This window comes from Falsiroseomonas bella, assembly GCF_003173615.1.
Classification (GTDB): Bacteria; Pseudomonadota; Alphaproteobacteria; order Acetobacterales; family Acetobacteraceae; genus Falsiroseomonas; species Falsiroseomonas bella.
In genome coordinates, this window is the sequence record NZ_QGNA01000005.1 from 272856 (window position 1) to 288702 (window position 15847).

Annotated in this window: 13 protein-coding genes; 2 read left to right on the plus strand and 11 right to left on the minus strand. The window is 70.5% G+C overall.

Annotated elements, in window-relative coordinates; all coding sequences use genetic code 11:
- Positions 1-9: 9 nt before the first annotated feature.
- The 3 genes from DFH01_RS21955 to DFH01_RS21965 are packed head-to-tail and all read right to left on the minus strand — an operon-like array spanning position 10 to position 4747.
- Positions 10-1065 (minus strand): 2-oxoacid:ferredoxin oxidoreductase subunit beta, encoded by a 1056-nt coding sequence (locus DFH01_RS21955; protein WP_109872641.1) that lies wholly within the window; start codon positions 1063-1065, stop codon positions 10-12.
- Entirely contained in the window at positions 1062-2900 is a 1839-nt protein-coding gene (locus tag DFH01_RS21960; RefSeq protein WP_109872642.1) for a 2-oxoacid:acceptor oxidoreductase subunit alpha, read from the minus strand. Before DFH01_RS21960 ends, DFH01_RS21955 begins: the two co-directional genes overlap by 4 nt.
- Positions 2901-2914: 14 nt before the next feature.
- Positions 2915-4747, minus strand: coding sequence for an FAD-dependent oxidoreductase (locus tag DFH01_RS21965; RefSeq protein ID WP_109872643.1), 1833 nt, complete (start codon positions 4745-4747; stop codon positions 2915-2917).
- Positions 4748-4994: 247 nt separating this feature from the next.
- Here DFH01_RS21965 and DFH01_RS27900 point away from each other — a divergent pair, with 247 nt between their 5' ends.
- Both DFH01_RS27900 and DFH01_RS21970 read left to right on the plus strand, forming a co-directional pair.
- On the plus strand, positions 4995-5303 hold the full coding sequence (locus tag DFH01_RS27900; protein WP_158287857.1) for a hypothetical protein: 309 nt from the start codon (positions 4995-4997) through the stop codon (positions 5301-5303).
- Positions 5304-5319: 16 nt separating this feature from the next.
- Complete coding sequence (locus tag DFH01_RS21970; RefSeq protein ID WP_109872644.1) at positions 5320-6159, plus strand: IclR family transcriptional regulator; 840 nt, start codon at positions 5320-5322, stop codon at positions 6157-6159.
- On the opposite strand, the gene DFH01_RS21975 is transcribed toward DFH01_RS21970, so the two are convergent.
- From DFH01_RS21975 to DFH01_RS22010, 8 genes are all read right to left on the minus strand, one after another.
- A complete protein-coding gene (locus DFH01_RS21975) occupies positions 6123-7175 on the minus strand; it encodes a beta/alpha barrel domain-containing protein (protein WP_109872645.1) in 1053 nt (350 codons plus the stop codon). The genes DFH01_RS21970 and DFH01_RS21975 overlap by 37 nt on opposite strands.
- The gene (locus DFH01_RS21980; protein WP_109872646.1) at positions 7168-7500 is read right to left on the minus strand and encodes a cupin domain-containing protein; all 333 of its coding nucleotides are present in this window, start codon (positions 7498-7500) and stop codon (positions 7168-7170) included. The genes DFH01_RS21975 and DFH01_RS21980 overlap by 8 nt, the downstream gene beginning before the upstream one ends.
- Entirely contained in the window at positions 7500-8459 is a 960-nt protein-coding gene (locus tag DFH01_RS21985) for a Bug family tripartite tricarboxylate transporter substrate binding protein (protein WP_158287858.1), read from the minus strand. Before DFH01_RS21985 ends, DFH01_RS21980 begins: the two co-directional genes overlap by 1 nt.
- Entirely contained in the window at positions 8459-9196 is a 738-nt protein-coding gene (locus DFH01_RS21990) for a class II aldolase/adducin family protein (protein WP_158287859.1), read from the minus strand. The genes DFH01_RS21985 and DFH01_RS21990 overlap by 1 nt, the downstream gene beginning before the upstream one ends.
- Entirely contained in the window at positions 9193-10161 is a 969-nt protein-coding gene (locus DFH01_RS21995) for a Bug family tripartite tricarboxylate transporter substrate binding protein (RefSeq protein ID WP_109872649.1), read from the minus strand. Before DFH01_RS21995 ends, DFH01_RS21990 begins: the two co-directional genes overlap by 4 nt.
- Before the next feature lie 28 nt (positions 10162-10189).
- Entirely contained in the window at positions 10190-11746 is a 1557-nt protein-coding gene (locus DFH01_RS22000; protein ID WP_109872650.1) for a hydantoinase B/oxoprolinase family protein, read from the minus strand.
- Positions 11746-13830, minus strand: a complete 2085-nt coding sequence (locus DFH01_RS22005; protein ID WP_199231345.1) for a hydantoinase/oxoprolinase family protein — start codon at positions 13828-13830, stop codon at positions 11746-11748. Before DFH01_RS22005 ends, DFH01_RS22000 begins: the two co-directional genes overlap by 1 nt.
- A 198-nt stretch (positions 13831-14028) precedes the next feature.
- Positions 14029-15843 (minus strand): SLC13 family permease, encoded by a 1815-nt coding sequence (locus tag DFH01_RS22010; protein WP_109872651.1) that lies wholly within the window; start codon positions 15841-15843, stop codon positions 14029-14031.
- Positions 15844-15847 lie beyond the last annotated feature (4 nt).

A 15847-nucleotide genomic window follows, 5' to 3' on the forward strand; every position in this document is an offset into this window, starting at 1 on the left:
TCAGCCGCCTCAACGCAAGGCGGCGTTCACCTTCTCCAGCGCCGCCGCGCCGGGACAGAGATCGGCATCGCCGAGCGCGTTCAGCGGCCCGGCGATGGTGCCGAGATGGTCGTGCAGTTCCTCCGGCTCCGGGTCCACGAAGATCAGGCCGGTGACGATCTCGCCGGCCGCCTTGCGTTCCTGCAGGTGGTTCATGGCGGAGACGCGGTCCGTGGGATCGTGCTCCTCGGCCAGCTTGCGCAGGCGCAGCACCGTGCCGTCATGCTGCGTCACCTCGATCGCGGTGCCGGGCTCGTATTCCGCCTCGATGTGGTCGCGGCCGAGGATCACGTCCAGGCGGTTCACCGCCTCGTTGTGGGCGCGCACGAAATCGAAGCTCTTGGTCGAGCCCTCATGGTTGTTGAAGGCGACACAGGGGCTGATGCAGTCGATGAAGGCCGCACCCGGATGGCGCAGCGCGGCCTTGATCAGGGGGACAAGCTGCGCCTTGTCGCCCGAGAAGCTGCGGCCGACGAAGGTGGCGCCGAGCTGCAGCGCCATCGCCACCATGTCGATCGGCTCGTCGGTGTTGATCGTGCCCTTCTTCGCCTTCGATCCCTTGTCCGAGGTGGCGGAGAACTGACCCTTGGTCAGGCCGTACACGCCGTTGTTCTCGACGATGTAGGTCATGTTCACGCCGCGGCGGATGCTGTGCGCGAACTGGCCGAGGCCGATGGAGGCGCTGTCCCCGTCGCCCGAGACGCCGAGATAGACCAGGTCGCGGTTCGCCAGGTTCGCGCCCGTCAGCACGGAGGGCATGCGGCCATGCACGGAATTGAAGCCATGCGCCGCACCGAGGAAGTAGGTGGGCGTCTTGGAGGAGCAGCCGATGCCCGAGAGCTTCGCGATCCGGTGCGGCGGCAGGTCCAGCTCGAAGCAGGCCTGGATGATCGCCGCGCTGATCGAATCATGGCCGCAGCCGGCGCAGAGGGTGGAGATCGCGCCTTCGTAGTCGCGCCGCGTCAGGCCGAGCGCATTGGGCGCAAGCTGCGGGTGGTGGAACCTGGATTTGTTGAGGAAGGTCATTCGGCGGCTCCCATCCGCGAGAGCGGGATGACATTGGTCGCGCTGGCACGATCGGCGATCGCGGCACGGATGAAGCGGGCGGTGATCGGCGTGCCGTCGTAATGCAGCACCGGCACGATGCGCGAAGGATCGATCTCGCCTTCATTCACCACCAGCGTGCGCAGCTGCGCGTCCCGGTTCTGCTCCACCAGGAAGACGCGCTCGTGCCGGCGCACGAAATCCAGCACGTCGTCGTGAAAGGGGAAGGCGCGGACGCGCAACGCATCCAGGTGGATGCCGTCCGCCTCGAGCGCCTCCAGCGCCTCCCGCATCGCGGCCGAGGTCGAGCCGTAGAAGATCACGCCGAGCGGCGTCGGCTGCTTCGCGTGCGTCTCCACCGGCCGCGGCACGATCTGCTTCGCCGTGTCGAACTTCCGCAGCAGCCGCTGCATGTTGTCCACATAGGCAGCACCTTCCTCGGTGTACCGCGCATAGCGGTCGCGCGAGGTACCGCGGGTGAAGAAGGAGCCCTTGGTGGGGTGCGTGCCGGGCCAGGTGCGGAAGGGAATGCCGTCGCCATCCACATCCAGGTAGCGCCCGAAGGTCTTTCCTTCCTCCAGCTCCTCGGCCGTCATCACCTTGCCGCGGTCCATGCGGCGGGCGTCGTCCCAGTGGAAGGGCTCGCAGAGCCAGTCATTCATGCCGATGTCGAGGTCGAGCAGGACGAAGATCGGCGTCTGCAGGCGGTCGGCCAGGTCGAAGGCGTCCGCGCCCATGATGAAGCACTCATGCGGGTCCTCGGGCAGCAGCACCACATGCTTGGTGTCGCCATGGCTGGCATAGGCGGCGGCGAGCACATCCGATTGCTGCGTGCGCGTCGGCATGCCGGTGGAAGGGCCGGCGCGCTGCACGTCGAAGATCACCGCCGGGATCTCCGCGAAATAGGCAAGACCGACGAACTCGCCCATCAGGGAGATGCCGGGGCCCGAGGTGGCGGTGAAGGCGCGCGCGCCGTTCCAACCCGCGCCGATCACCATGCCGATGCTCGCCAGCTCGTCCTCGGCCTGCACGATGGCGTAGCGCTTGGTGCCGTCCGGGTTGGTGCGGAACTTCCGGGCGTATCGCTCATAGCCTTCCGCAAGCGAGGTCGAAGGCGTGATCGGATACCAGGCGCAGACCGTCGCGCCGCCATAGACCGCGCCGAGCGCGGCGGCGGAATTGCCATCCGTGAAGATGCGATCGCCCACCGCATCCATCCGCGCGAGCGTCAGGCCGAGCGGGCAGGAGAGGTTCGCCATTGCCCAGTCGCGCCCCATCTTCAGCGCGTCGAGATTGGGCTGGATCAGCTTCTCCTTCGCGCGGAACTGCTCGCGGATGAGCTGCGCGGGCGCCTCCGGGTCCATGTCCAGCAACGCGGACAGCGCGCCGACATAGATGATGTTCTTGAACAGTTGGCGCTGCCGCGGATCGTCATAGGCCTCGTTGCACATCGCCGTCAGCGGCACACCGATCACGGTGATGTCCTGGCGGAAGCGCGATTGCGGAATGGGCCGCGTGGAATCGTAGAACAGGTAGCCGCCCGGCTCGATCTCCGCGACGTCGCGGTCCCAGGTCTGCGGGTTCATCGCCACCATCAGGTCCACGCCGCCGCGCCGGCCGAGATGACCGGCGCCTGAGACCCGCACCTCGAACCAGGTGGGCAGACCCTGGATGTTCGAAGGGAAGATGTTGCGCGATGCGATGGGGATGCCCATGCGCAGGATGGACTTGGCGAAGAGCTGGTTGGCGGAGGCGGAGCCGGATCCGTTGACGTTGGCGAACTTGACGACGAAGTCGTTGGTGGCGGTCAGGGCCATGGTCGTCCTCGTCCTCAGCGTTCGGGCGCGGCGACCGGCGCCGGCATGCGTGGCGCCGCGGCCCGGCCGCAGGACTGCGCCTTCGGCTTCGCGGTCTCGAGCAGGAACTTCTGCATGTCCCAGGCGCCCGTCGGGCAGCGCTCGGCACAGAGCCCGCAATGCAGGCAGACATCCTCGTCCTTCACCATGGCGCGCCCGGTCTTGAGGCCGAGCCCGACATAGAGGTCCTGCGATGCGTTGTTCGCGGGCGCGCGCAGCCGCGTGCGCAGCTCGCTCTCCTCGCCATCATCCACGAAGCTGATGCAGTCGGTCGGGCAGATGTCCATGCAGGCATCGCATTCGATGCAGAGCTTGGGGGAGAACACCGTCTGCACGTCGCAGTTCAGGCAGCGCTCCGCTTCCTTGAAGGCGAGCTCCCGCGAGAAGCCGAGCTCGACCTCCGTGCGGATGTCCTTCAGCGCGATTTCCGCCTCCCGCATCGGCACCTTGAAGCGCAGGTCTATCGAGACGTCGTTGTCGTAGCTCCACTCATGGATGCCCATCTTCTGGCTGGTCAGCGATGTCTCGGGCGGGGGGCGGTTGGCGATGTCCTCGCCGCGGCAGAACAGGTCGATGGAAACCGCCGCCTCATGCCCATGCGCCACGGCCCAGATGATGTTCTTCGGCCCGAAGGCGGCATCGCCACCGAAGAAGACGTTCGGGATGGTGGACTGGTGCGTCTTCGGGTCGAGCTTGGGCAGGCCCCAGCGGTCGAACTCCAAGCCGATGTCGCGCTCGATCCAGGGGAAGGCGTTCTCCTGCCCGATGGCCACCAGCACGTCGTCGCAGGGGATGTGCAGGTCGGGTTCCCCGGTGGGCAGAAGCTGGCGGCGTCCATCCGCGTCGCGCTGCGCCGCCACCTTCTCGAACAGCACGCCGGTCAGGCGGCCATTCGCATGGGTGAATTCCTTGGGCACCAGGTAGTTGAGGATCGGGATGCCTTCATGCATCGCGTCCTCCTTCTCCCACGGGCTCGCCTTCATCTCCTCGAAGCCGGAGCGCACCACCACCGTCACGTCCTGCCCGCCGAGGCGCCGCGCGGAGCGGCAGCAATCCATCGCCGTGTTGCCGCCGCCCAGCACCACCACGCGACGCCCGACGGACTTGATGTGCCCGAAGGAGACGGAATTGAGCCAGTCGATGCCGATATGGATGCTTTGCGCCGCTTCCTTGCGGCCGGGAATGTCGAGGTCGCGGCCGCGCGGCGCGCCGGTGCCGACGAAGACCGCGTCATAGCCATCGGCCAGCACCGCCTTCAGGCTGTCCACGCGCTCGCCCAGCCGCGCGCGCACGCCGAGGTTCAGCACGTAGCCGACCTCCTCGTCGATCACCTCCTCCGGCAGGCGGAAGCGCGGGATCTGGGTGCGGATGAAGCCGCCGGCCTTCGAGTCGCCATCGAACACCGTGACCTCGTAGCCGAGCGGCGCGAGGTCCCGCGCCACCGTCAGCGAGGCCGGGCCGGCGCCGATGCAGGCGATGCGCTTGCCGTTGGGCTGCGCGGCGGGTCGCGGCATGCGGCCCGTCACGTCATCCTTGTTGTCGGCGGCGACGCGCTTGAGGCGGCAGATGGCGACCGGTTCCTCCTCCACCCGTCCGCGGCGACAGGCGGGCTCGCAGGGGCGGTCGCAGGTGCGGCCGAGGATTCCGGGAAAGACGTTGGACCACCAGTTCACCATGTAGGCGTCGGTGTAGCGGCCCGCGGCGATCAGCCGGATGTATTCGGGAACCGGCGTGTGCGCCGGGCACGCGTACTGGCAATCCACGACCTTGTGGAAGTGCTCGGGAGACTTGGCCTGCGTGACCTTCACGCCGTTCCTCCTCACGCCTGTGCCTGGACGCTTCGCGCCCCGGGGGTCGTCACAGGCGAAGGTCCGGCCGCATGCGCGGCGGGAAGGCGTGCCAGGCGAAGCGCAACTCAGCGCCACGACGGGATCCTCCCCAGGATCCTACTGCACTGCACAACCGGCATTCTTGGCGCACCGCAGCAGAAGCTGCGACGCGCGTAACGGGTTGAGGATGGCGCAGCCCGCGCGCGCTGCCTAGACCTTTTCCGGCGTGTCAGCGGACCCAGCGGGCGCGATCCATCGCGCCGACGAGAGCCGCCTTCTTCCCGCGCACCTGGCGGTGATCGCGCTTCAGGACCGCGCCATCCACCAGCATGTCGCGCAGGCTGCCGACAAGGTGATCGAGGCGCGGCGCGATGGCGTGGCGCCCGTCGAGAACGCGGCCATCAACGTGCTACGCATCGCCTGCTCGTCGCTGATAGCCGCACGCCGACCGCGCGCGGGAGCCCTGATCGGGCGTCGCGCCGAACGATTGACCGGGCCGGCAACGCCGCCTCATGCTTTCTTGAGGGAGAGATAGGGAGCGCCGGCGACGGATGAACGACGCAGCGGCCACGACCGGCACCGCCGAGGAGGACGCCGAAGGCACCGCCGCCGTGCGCTCCGTGTTGATGGCCGTGCGCGTGCTGGAAGCGATGGCGCTGGCCGGGCGCGCGCAGGGCGTCTCCGACCTGGCGCGGAACCTCGGGGAGCCGAAGGGCCGCGTGCACCGCCACCTCGTCACGCTGCGCAAGGCGGGGCTCGTCGCGCAGGATGCGACCTCGGACCGCTATCACCTCACCTGGCGGCTGTTCCAGATCGGCCAGGCGGCGGGCGAGCAGTTCGACCTCCGCCGCGTCGCCGAACCGGCGATGCATCGGCTGCGCGATGCGGCGGGGCAGTCGGTGCTTCTGGCCGTGCCGACGGGCGGCGAGCCGCTGGTGGTGCATGCGCTGGAAGCGCCGAACAAGGTCTCCATCACGGTGCAGCCCGGCAACCGGCCGCCGCTGCATTGCTCGGCGCAGGGCCGCGTGATGCTCGCCTTCGCGCCGCCCGAACTGCAGGACCGTGCCCTGGCCGCGAGGCTGGAGGCGCCGACGCCCGCCAGCATGACCGATCCCGCCGCGCTGCGCGCAAGGCTTGCGGCAGTGCGCGAAAGGCTGTGGGAGACGGCGCCGTCGGAGACGCTGCTCGGCATCAACGTGCTGGCCGCGCCGATCTTCGCCGCCGGCGAGGTGCTGGCCGGCTCCATCGGGCTGGTGGGATCGGTGCAGTTCGTGCGCGACCCGCCCGACGCGGCGATGCTCGCCGCGCTGCAGGCGGCCGCGGGCGAGATCAGCGAAAGGCTCGGCTCCGCGCGCTACCGGGCCTCCGGCGGGACGAATTCGCGCCAGTAGCCCGGCCGGTCGGGCTGCACGCCGTAGCCCACCTGCCGGTCCGCCGCCAAGCCGACCAGGTCGCCCGCGCTGCCGCCGGTGCGCGCCAGGTAGTCCGAAAACTCCCGCACGGCGCGGCGCGCGACGTCGAAGCCGCCGGCCATCACCGCGCTGGTCATCTCCACGGCGCTGGCGCCTGCCAGCAGGAAGCGCGCGACGTCGAGCCCGCTGCGCGCGCCATTGGTGCCGAGCAGCGCGAAATCCTTGCCGACGCGCTTGCGCGTCTGCGCCAGCCAGCGGCAGGTCAGCGCCAGCGCCCAGGGCCCGCCGAGGGCGCCCGCGGTGCCGAGCATCGGCGCGCGCGTCTCCACATCCGGTACCAGCGCCATGAAGCGGCCCATGACGATCACCGCATCGGCGCCGCCCTGCTTCGCCGCCTCGGCCAGCGCGGCCACGTCCTCGCTCTGCCCGGTCAGCTTGATCCAGAGCGGGATGCTGACGGCGGCGCGCAACGCCGCGGTGATCTCCCGCACGCGATGCGCCGCACGCTCCTGGATGATGGCGCCTTTCACGGCCTCGTCGCCATGCGGCGCGCCGATGTTGAGCTCCAGCACGCGGATGCCCGCCGCCTGGTAGCGCCGCGCCAGGTCGCAGGCGGCATCCAGCCCGGCCAGGATGATGGAGCCGATGACGTACTGCCCGGATTGCGCGGCCGCGCGGTCCTCGGCCGCGACCTCGGCGATCCAGGCATCCGCATCCATCTGGTGCAGGCCGGAACGGCCGAACAGCATCGCGTCGTCCGGCGGATCAAAATCCCAGGGCACCTTCCGCCAGCGGCTGTCGAGCAGCACATGGTCGCTGCCGTCCAGCTGGCGCTTCGCCGCCGCATTCTCGTTGATGCTCTTCGCCACCACCGCGCCCGCGCCGGTCGCGCGCGCCGCGCGCAGCGCGCCCGCGGTCATCACATGGTCGCCCGAGCCGATGATGACCGGGTTGTTCAGGCGGATGCCGCCGACCGCGACGGAGCAGTCAGGCATATTCGGGCCGCGCCGGCGTGAAGACGTCGAGGTTCATCACCGGCTCGTCGCCCACCACCACGCCGTGATGCATCGCGTTCGGCGGCACGACGAGCAGGCCGCCGGGGCCGAGGCGATGCACCTCGCCTTCGATGTGGAAGTCGATGGTGCCCGACATGATCCAGACGATCTGCTCGTTCGGATGCTTGTGCGGCCGGGGCTCGTGTCCCGGCATCAGCCGATGCAGCGCAATCGTCGCGCCATCGCCGGTGAAGCCCTTGCGGTCCACCCCGGGACGCACCGCGGTCCAGGGGATGGCGTTCCAGTCGATCTTCGGGATGTGCATCACTGCCTCGGGATGTTGGCGGCGCGGATGACCCGGCCCCAGAGCTCGGTGTCCGCGTTGATCAGCGCCAGCATGGCCTCCGGCCCGTGCGCCGCCGGCTCCACCGCCAGGGCGACCAGCCGGTCGCGCACTTCAGGCATCGCCATCACGGTGCGAACCTCCGCCGCGAGCCGGTCCACGATCGGTCGCGGCATGTTGGCGGGCCCCGCCATGCCGTTCCAGGTGATGACGCGGTAGTCGGGCAGGCCGCTCTCCGCCACCGTCGGCACCTCCGGCAGCACGGTGGCGCGGGTGGCGGATGTCACGGCCAGGGCGCGCAGCCGGCCGCCGCTGATCTGGCCGAGCGTCGTCGCCGCCACCTCCATCGCCGCGGTCACGTCGCCGGTCGCCGTGGCGTTCAGCAGGTCGCCGGTGGAGCGATAGGTGACGATCTCCGCCGGGATGTTGCCCATGGACTTCAGCAGCTCGAGGGAGAGATGCAGCGCCGTGCCGACGGCGACCGAGCCCATGTTGATGCGCCCCGGATTGGCCCGCGCCCCGGCGATCAGGTCTTGCAGGCTGCGATAGGGCGCATTCGCCGCGACCACGATGACATGCGGGAAGCTCGCGACCTGCGTGACGAAGGTGAAGTCCTTGATCGGGTCGTAGGGCATGCTGCGCATCAGATGCGGCGCCGTCGCGGCCGTGGCGGTCACCAGCAGCAGCGTGTGCCCGTCCGGCGCGGCGCGCGCGACCGTCTCGCTCGCCAGGATGCCACCAGCGCTCGGCCGGTTCTCGATCACCACCGGCTGGCCGAGCCGGTCCGAGAGCTTCGCGCCGACCAACCGCGCCGTGGTGTCGCCGACCCCGCCCGGCGCGAAGCCGACGATCCAGCGGATCGGCCGGTTCGGTGTCCACTCCTGCGCAACGGCGGGCAGGGCGGCGAAGGCGAGCAGGCATGCCAGAAGCGCGCGTCTCATCATCCGTGTCCTCCCAGGAACGGCCTTGCGCGGCCGATCTTCCGCTTCATGAAGTCCCAGCGCAGGCCGAGATTCTCCGGCGCCAGCAGGAAGCGCTTGGATTGCGCGGCGGCTTCCGGCGCAAGGCGTTCCAGCCTGCCCGCCGCCGCGGCGCGCAGCTGCACATCGGCCGCCCATTCCAGCACGGTCATGCCGATGCAGGCCTCCGCCACGCTGCCGCCGACCACCAGCGCGCCATGGTTCTTCAGCAGCAGCCCGCGATTGCGGCCGAGCGCGGCCGCGATCGCGTCGCCCTCGTCGGTGCCGAGCACGATGCCGTGGAACTCGTCGAACAGCGCGACGTCGTCGGCGAAGATCGCGCCGGTCTGGGTGATCGGCTCCAGCGTCATCCCGGCGCAGCCGAGCGCGACGCCCGCCTTGCCATGCGTGTGCACGATGCAGGTGACGTCCGGGCGCGCCAGGTAGATGCGCGTATGGATGTGCAGCGTCGGGTTCACCCGGCCTTCGCCGCGCGTTGTGGCGAGGTCGAAATCGGCCTCGATCAGGCCGTCCGCGCGCACCTCGTCGAAGCCGACGCCCCAGCGATGCGACCAGAAGCGATCCGCGCCCGGCAGCCTTGCGGTAAGATGGCCGGCGATGCCGCTCGCCTGACCGTCGGCATCGAGGATGTGGTAGGCATGCAGAAGATCGTCGCGGAGGCGGGCCTCCGCATCGGCTGCCGGAGGCCCGTCGGTCACTGCTTCTGCACCCCGGCAAGCTGCGCCATGCGTCCCCAGGCCGCGACCTCCTGCGGGATCATGGTGGCGAGCTCCTCCGGGCTGCTCGGCTCGGGCAGGCCGCCGAGCTCGATCAGGCGCGTGCGGATCTCGGGCACGGCCAGGGCACGGCGGATGGCGCGGTTCATCGCCTCCACCTGCGGACGCGGCGTGTTGGCGGGGAAGACGATCGCGTTCCAGCTGCGCACGATGTAGTCCGGCATCCCCGCCTCCGCGCTGGTCGGCACCGCCGGAAGCGAGGGGAAGCGCGAGGGGGCGGTGACCGCCAGCAGGCGGATGCGCCCGGCCTGCACCTGCGGCAGCAGCGGCGCCAGCAGCTCGCCCGCCACCTGCACCTCTCCCGTCGCGAGCGCATTGGCGAGTTCCGGCGTCGAGCGGTAGGTCACCGTGGTCATCGGCACCTGCGCCATCGCGCGGAACAGCTCCACGCCGAGATGCTGTGCGTTGCCGACCGAGATCGACGCGATGTTGAGCTGGTTCGGATGCGCCTTCGCATAGGCGACAAGCTCCGTCAGGTCGCGCACCGGAAGCTGCGGATTCACCGCGATCACATGGTCGTACCAGACCATCCGGCCGACCGGCGCGAAATCCTTCGTCACGTCGAAGGGAATGGTGCGGAAGAACGCGGGCGCGGCCATGTTGCTGGTGGTCAGCAGATACATGGTGTGCCCGTCGGGCGCGGAGCGCGCGACGAACTCCGCGCTGATGATCCCACCCGCGCCGGGGCGGTTGTCCACCACGATGGACTGGCCGAGCTCCGCCTGCATGTGCGGCGCCAGCATGCGCACGGTGATGTCGCCAGCGCCGCCGGCGCCGAAGCCGATCACGAAGCGGATCGGGCGGCTGAACAAGGGTTGCGCCCGCAGGGCGGCGGGCATGGCGAGCGCGCCGCCCGCGGCGGCGATCAACGAACGGCGTCCGATCATGCTCGGCGCTCCTCCCCCATCTCGATCGTTAAGCGGGACCGTAGCCGCCCCCGCCCGGCGTTTCCATCAGCACGTCATCCTGCGGCTGCATCAGCATCTTGCGCGCCTCGTTCACCGGCTTGCCGTTGACCAGGAAGCGCCCGGCCTGGCCGGGGGCGCCGCCTTCCAGCCCCTCCGGCCCCACTTCGGTGCGGCTGGCGACGACATTCAGCAGCCAGGGGTCGCGCGTGCGCATGCGGTAGCCGATCACCTGGCCGTCGCCGCCGCGCTGGCGCCCGGCGCCGCCCGAACCCGGGCGCAGCTCCTTGCGCGTGAACTCGATCGGCATGGCGGCTTCCAGCACCTCCACCGGCACCGCCGCGACGCCGGTCGGATAGCAGGTCGCGTCCAGCCCCGGCTTGTCGCGCCGCGCCCCCATGCCGCCCGAGTAGTTGAACATCGAGGAGGTGAAGGGCCTGCCTTCCTCGTCGCGCCCCTGGATCTGGATGGTCCAGACCGCGCCGGAGCCCTCCGCCACCACGCGATCCGGCATCACCTGATGCAGCGCCTTCAGCACGGGAAAGGGCACGTACATTCCGACGACGTGGCGCGCATTGACGGGCGCCGGGTAGCGGCAGTTCACGATGCAGCCTTCGGGCGCGACAACCTTCACCGGCCTCAGGCTGCCCCAGTTGTTGGGCAGGTCGGGATCGAGGCAGGCGCGCACCGCGAAATTCGCATAGGCCGCGGTGTAGTTCAGCACGACATTGATCCCGATCGGCGCCTCGGGCGAGGAGCCGGCGAAGTCGATCGTCATCTCCCCGGCTGCCGGGTCCACGGTCACCGCGCAGCGCAGCGTGATCTTCTGCCCGCCCGGCACGTCGAAGACGCTCGCGCCCTGGAAGGTGCCGGCGCGGAGCTTGCGGATGGACTCGCGCGTCGCCTGTTCGGAGCGCTCCAGCACGGCGGCGCTGAGCGCCTCGATATCGTCCAGCCCCTGCCGGTCGCAGAGCGTGTTCAGCCGCTCCGCCCCGACGCGCCCGGCCGCCACCTGCGCGGCGAGGTCGCCCGCCACATGTTCCGGCGTGCGGACGTTGCGGCGGATGATGTCGTGCAGCAGCGCGTTGGGCCGGCCGGCCTCATAGAGCTTCGCCAGCGGGATCCAGAGCCCTTCCTCGTGCACGTCGCGCGCGCCCGCGCCCACGCCGTAGCCGCCGATGTCGGTGTGGTGGATCGTGCTGCCGAAGAAGCCGATGCAGCGCCCGCCTCGGAACACCGGCGTCATCACCGTGATGTCGAAGAAATGCCCCGCCGAGAGCCAGGGATCGTTGGTGATCAGGACGTCCCCGGGCGAGAGCGTGTCCGGCGGGAAGGCCTTCACGAAATGCTGCCCGGCCATGCCGAGGCTGTTGATGTGGCCCGGCGTGCCCGTGACCGCCTGCGCCACCATCCGACCCCGCCGGTCGAACAGCGCGGTCGCAAGGTCGCCGGCCTCCCGCACGATCGGACTGAAGGCGATGCGCTGCAGCGCGCGCGCCTGCTCCGTCACCGTGGCGATCAGGTTGGACCAGAGGATCTCGAGCGTGATGCCGTCGAACCGTTCCATCAGCCGCGCTCCGCGATCACGGCGCCCGACGCGTGGACCTGCGCGGTCCAGCCGCGCAGGATCACCAGCGTCGTCTCGCGTTCCTCGATGATGGCCGGCCCGGCGATGCGCTGCCCGACCGCGAGCGCGGCGCGATCGTACACCGGCACCTCCGGCGCGGCCGGCTCCACCGCGACGCGGCGATGCGTGCGCGGCGCGGCTGCGGCGCCGCCCGGCAGGGGCGGCGGCGGCGCGGCCGGGATCGGCCCGCGTGCGGCGAGGCGCCAGGTGACGACCTCGACCGCGACGTCGGGCAGGCGGATGCCGTAGAGCGCTTCGTAGGCGGCTTCAAAGGCGGCGCGCAGCGCGACTGCGTCCCCCGCTTCCGCGACCGCCATCGGGATCTCCGCCGTCACCTCGTTCTGCTGCCCGCGATAGCGGCAATCCACGCCGAGCGAGAAGGTCGCGCCCGCTTCCGCCACGCCGGCCTCCGCCAGCGCCGCGCGGCCCTCCGCCGCCATGCCGGCGATCAGCGCGCGCGCCGCGTCCCAGTCCAGCGTGTCGAGCGTGTCCAGCGCGGAGCGCACCAGATCGAGCCGCACCGGCGAGACCAGCGTGCCGAAGGCCGAGAGCACGCTCGCCATCGGCGGGAAGATCACCTGCGCGCAATCCAGCAGCTCCGCGACGCGACAGGCATGCACGGGGCCGGCGCCGCCGAAGGCCAGCATCGGCAGGCCGCGCCAATCGAGGCCGCGATCGGTCGCATGCGCGCGCGCCGCGCCGGCCATATTCTCGCACACCACCTCGAAGACGCCGCGCGCCGCCGTCACGGCGTCCACGCCAAGCCGGTCCCCGAGCCGCGCGAAGGCCGCCTCCGCCCCCGCCCCGTCCAGCTGCATGTCGCCGCCGAGAAAGCGGTCCGCATCCAGCAGGCCGAGCACCACATCAGCATCGGTCACGGTCGGCTCCGTGCCGCCGCGGCCGTAGCAGACCGGGCCGGGCTCGCTGCCCGCGCTGCGCGGCCCGACCTTCAGAAGGCCGAGATTGTCGATCCGCGCAATGGAGCCGCCGCCCGCGCCGATCTCGATCATGTCCACCGAGGGGATGGTGATCGGGAAGCCGCTGCCGGGCTTGAAGCGGTAGCGACGGTCCACCTCGAACTCGCCGGCCACCAGCGGCTTGCGGTCCAGGATCAGGCAGGCCTTGGCGGTGGTGCCGCCCATGTCGAAGGACAGCAACCGGTCGGCGCCGAGCAACTCGGAGAAATGCGTCGCGGCCAGCGCGCCGGCGGCCGGGCCGGATTCGATCATCCGCACCGGGAAGGTGCCCGCCACCTGCGTGCCGACCACGCCGCCATTCGAGAGCATGATCAGCGGCCGGTTCGGGAAGCCGCGGCGCGACAGCTCGGCCGACAGCGCCGCGAGATAGGGCGCGACGACCGGCTGGGTGTAGGCGTTCATCACCGTCGTCGAGGCGCGCGGATATTCGCGGATCTGCGGCGAGACCTCCGAGGAGAGCGCGATGTGCAGCGCGGGCGCGGCACGGCGCATCGCCTCCCGCGCCGCGGCCTCGTTGGCGCCGTTGCGATAGGCGTTGAGCAGGCACAGCGCCACGGCCTGCACGCCGCGCGCCGCAAGATCCCGCGCCAGTGCGGCCGCCTCCCCGGCATCCACGGGCCTCGCGATGCGTCCGTCCGCCAGCACGCGCTCGTCCAGCGCGAAGGTCAGCTCCGGCGGCACGAGCGGATCGGGATACTCGATCTGCGGGTCGAACATGTCGTAGCGATGCTCGTTGCGGATCCGCAGCACGTCGCGGAAGCCCTTGGTCGTGACCAGCGCGGTGGGCGGGCCGCGGCGCTCGATCACGGCGTTGGTGACCAGGGTGGTCGCATGCACCGTCACGTCATCCACCGCGGCCGGCGCGATGCCGGCGCGGTCGAGTGCCAGGTCCACGGCGCGGAAGAAGCCGTCCAGTAGATTGCGGTGCGTGGTCAGCGTCTTGTCGGTGACGGATCGTCCGTCGGGTGCGCGCAGCACCACGTCGGTGAAGGTGCCGCCGATGTCCACGGCCAGCGCATGGCCGCGCAGCGCAGGCGTTTCGCCCACCAGCTTCCTCCTGACCCGCGGCGTCCCGCTATGCAGGACGCCGTCCTCCTGAAGGTGAGCTTGCTGCCTGGCCGTTGCGGCGTCAACAGCCTTTCGGCCCGCGCCGCCACAGGGCGTGCGCAGGCCGGATGCACGAAAGCAGGGAATGGGTGACGACCGGCGCCCTACTCGCGCGCGCCGGTCGCTATCGGGCGACGCTCAGAACGGCCAGACCAGCGGCACGAGGAAGACCGCGACGATGAAGAACCAGATCATCATCGGAAGCCCGAACTTCCAGTAGTCGCCGAACTCGTAGCCGCCGGGGCGCATCACCATCAGGTTGGTCGGCGTGGCGATGGGCGTGAGGAAGGCGGCGGCGGAGACGACCGCGATGCTCATCAGCACCGGCGCGGGCGACACGCCGATGCCGGCCGCCGCGGCGACGCCGACGGGGATGATGATCAGCGCCGTCGCCGTGTTGCTGATCAATTGGCCGAGGATCGCCGTCAGCACGAACAGCGCGGCCAGCAGCACGCGCGGGCTGGCATCGCCCGCGATCGCCACCAACCCGTCCGCCATCAGCCGCGCCGCGCCGGTCTGCTCCATTGCCGCCGAAAGCGGCATCATCGCGGCGACCAGGATCACCGTGGTCCAGTCGATCGCGCGGTAGGACTGCTCGGCATTCATCACGCCGGTCAGTACGAGCGCGGCGGCCGCCAGCAGCCCCGCCACGGCAGGCGGCACCAGGCCCGTGGCCAGCAGCAGCACCATCACGCCCAGCACCGCGATCGCCTGCTTCGCGCCGGCGCCGAGCGGCACCGCCTGGCGGCGCACCAGGTCCGGCGAATTGACCACCAGCACCTGCGGGTCGTTCAGATGCGTGTCGAGCGCCTTCCAGCTGCCCTGCAGAAGGATGGTGTCGCCTGCCTGCAGCACCACCGCGTCGCGCCCCAGCGCCTCGCCGCCGCGGTTCACCGCGATCACCACGAGGTCGCCGCTCTCCGTCACCATGCCGGGATAGACGGTGGTGCCGATCATCGCGGAGCGCGGCGGCAGCATCACCTCGGCGAGGCCGGAGCTGCGGTTGAACAGCGAATCCTGGATGTCCGCCGCCGCATCCTCCAGGCGGAAGGCCAGATGCAGCGCGGCGCCGAGGGCGGCGGCGGATTCCGCCGGTCCCGCGATCAGCAGGTGGTCGCCTTCGGCGAAGCGCTCGCGGCGCAGGCGCTCGCCGCTGTCGCCCTCCTGCATGGCCAGCAGGCGCATGCCCTCATAGGGCGAGAGGTCGAGGCTGGCCATGGGCTGACCGACCAGCGGCGAGGTGGCGCGGATGCGCATGCGGAAGACGTCGCGCGAAAGCCCGTACTGCTCCACCAGCGTCACCGCATGCCGGCTGAAATCGGCGGTCATGGAGGGGCCGCCGCGATGCGGCAGCAGCTTCGTGCCCAGCAGGATGCCGATCGCGATGGTGCCAAGCAGCAGCGGCACGCCGACGATGGTGAATTCGAAGAAGCCGAAGCCGCCGGCGCCAGCCTCCGCCGCCGCCTCGGAGACCAGAACGTTCACCGGCGAGCCCGTCAGCGCCAGCAGCGAGCCGGCATGGGCGGAGAAGACCATCGGCATCAGCAACTGCGACGGCGCGCGGCCGAGCCGGATCGCCATCACCACCACAACCGGCAGCAGCGCGGCGACCGCGCCGTTCAGGCTGATCAAGGCGGTCAGCACCGCGACCAGCAGCGCGATCAGCGTCATCAGCCGCGGGCGGTTGTCCTCGCCCGCGCCCCTGATCAGCGCCTGCCCCGCCCAGGCGGTGACGCCCGTGCGGTCCAGCGCCGCGCTCACGACGAAGAGCGTCGCGATGAACATCACCGCCGGATCGCCGAAGCCCGCCAGCGCCTGGCCCAGTGTGAGGATGCCGCTGGCATAGAGCGCCATCCCGACGCCGAGCGCGACCAGGATGACCGGGATCCTGTTCCAGACGAACAGGACCACCGCGGCCAGGATGATCGCGACGAGGATCAGGATGTCGTTCATGCCC